3 protein-coding genes are annotated in these 1578 nt (G+C 37.4%); all 3 read right to left on the reverse strand.

Annotation, left to right across the window (positions count from 1 at the left end; genetic code table 11):
- Positions 1-104: 104 nt before the first annotated feature.
- Entirely contained in the window at positions 105-914 is an 810-nt protein-coding gene (locus ACQKCG_RS13910) for a hypothetical protein (protein ID WP_427585498.1), read from the reverse strand.
- Between the two features lie 112 nt (positions 915-1026).
- Positions 1027-1293, reverse strand: a complete 267-nt coding sequence (locus ACQKCG_RS13915) for a type II toxin-antitoxin system RelE/ParE family toxin (RefSeq protein WP_015060936.1) — start codon at positions 1291-1293, stop codon at positions 1027-1029.
- Positions 1280-1561 (reverse strand): type II toxin-antitoxin system RelB/DinJ family antitoxin, encoded by a 282-nt coding sequence (locus ACQKCG_RS13920; RefSeq protein WP_427585499.1) that lies wholly within the window; start codon positions 1559-1561, stop codon positions 1280-1282. The genes ACQKCG_RS13915 and ACQKCG_RS13920 overlap by 14 nt, the downstream gene beginning before the upstream one ends.
- Between the last annotated feature and the right edge of the window lie 17 nt (positions 1562-1578).

Raw genomic sequence — 1578 nt, forward strand, 5'->3', positions numbered from 1 at the left:
TTGCTCAGCCAGTTTCTTGATGTCAGATTGGTTAGTCATTGCTTATTCTCCTGTTAGTGGATTATAAGCAGTTACACAAAGTTTGGGAAACTCTCGGCTTATGTTTACTTCATTATTTCGTTTATCTTTAGGTGTTTATTGATGTAGCTCAGAACATCACTAACACTTTGGTCTAAGCTTTCACGCGAAGAATTATATTCGTTCCAAATCCAAGTTGGATCAAATTTAACGGTCTGATCGATTGTTGTATATTGAGTCGGCATTTTTTTCGCAGCTTCAGTAAGCACGTCACCTATAAGAGTTAAGTTACTTCTGTTTATCTCTATTATTTTATGGATCTTCTCTACCAGCTCCTTTGGAAGTAAAGGAGACGAAGCTAGCTTAGAAAGCTCTTCTGTGGCATCGTTATATTTTTTAGTATAATTTATCTCCACTTGCTCATATTCATGCCATTTTGCTAATTTTAAGGCAGGCTCTACTGGATTGCGATCACTTATGGGAGGTTCTTCCTTCATTTCCTCACCAACAGATATATACCTGAAACTTTTTAAAAAATTCTCCGTACTAATGACTGTTCCATAAACAGCAGTTTCTAGTTCTTTACTAAACTCCTCTGATAGTTGAACTTGATCTTTAAAAAAGCAGTTGATGTAACTCAAGTGCATTTTACAAGCGTTTATATTGAATACTTCTTCAATACCTGTTTCTTCATCAAACTGCCTTTGATTCTTATAATTAAATGCTTCTAGGATCTTCTTAAATTCCTCTATTTGCAACTTGAATATCTCAGTTTTTATTGGAGAGAATAGTGTTTTTCGAGCTTGAATATAAGACAATATACCGATTGTACTTACAACCAAAAAGAAGCCAATATTGACAATGCTTTTCCATTCCTCTATCCCCCAATTTTTCATATTTTTCCTTTGTTAATATAAATTATTAAGATAACCTCTTAAAACCCTTAGCAGTCTTATTGCTTACCTTCTCTAACTTTCGATTTAACAACCGAAGGATATTAGCTTTGGGCTAATCAAACACCTCTGAATGGCTGCCCAGCCTAACGAAATCTACCGTATCGCTCTGAACACGGTAGATAAGCACTAAGTCAGGTTTGATATGGCAATCTCTAAACCCCTTATGATTGCCGGTCAACGCATGATCTTTGTATTTAGCCGGTAGCGGTATATCGTTCGTCAAACAATTAAGCACCTCACCCCATGCAGGAGTGAGCAAGCTTAGATAATTCTTTTTGGCATCTCTCTTAAACTGACTTGATACTTCAATGGATCTCATCAGCCTCGCCTTCTAGCTCATCCATCAAATCACCAAAGCTATCGTACTTACTACCTTCACCTTTGGCGACCTCTGCAATAGCAGCGATAGTTTGCGCGTTAAGCTTAGGCTGATAATCAAAAGACAAGGGAACAGCGTTAGTATCGGCGACTTGGTTCAAGAACAGTCTTATGGCTTGTGAAGGCGTTAGTCCATAGCTTTCAAGAACAGAAAAAGACCTATCCTTCAGATCCTGGTCAAGCCGTATATTATAATTAGTTGTAGTCATAGCAATCACCTTTCGCT

Origin of the sequence: Psychrobacter sp. NPDC078929 (genome assembly GCF_050267985.1) — a bacterium.
GTDB lineage: Bacteria > Pseudomonadota > Gammaproteobacteria > Pseudomonadales > Moraxellaceae > Psychrobacter.

Coding starts and splice junctions, on each gene's coding strand:
- ACQKCG_RS13910 (WP_427585498.1), bottom strand. CDS start 914: ATGAAAAATTGGGGGATAGAGGAATGGAAAAGCATTGTCAATATTGGC.
- ACQKCG_RS13915 (WP_015060936.1), bottom strand. CDS start 1,293: ATGAGATCCATTGAAGTATCAAGTCAGTTTAAGAGAGATGCCAAAAAG.
- ACQKCG_RS13920 (WP_427585499.1), bottom strand. CDS start 1,561: ATGACTACAACTAATTATAATATACGGCTTGACCAGGATCTGAAGGAT.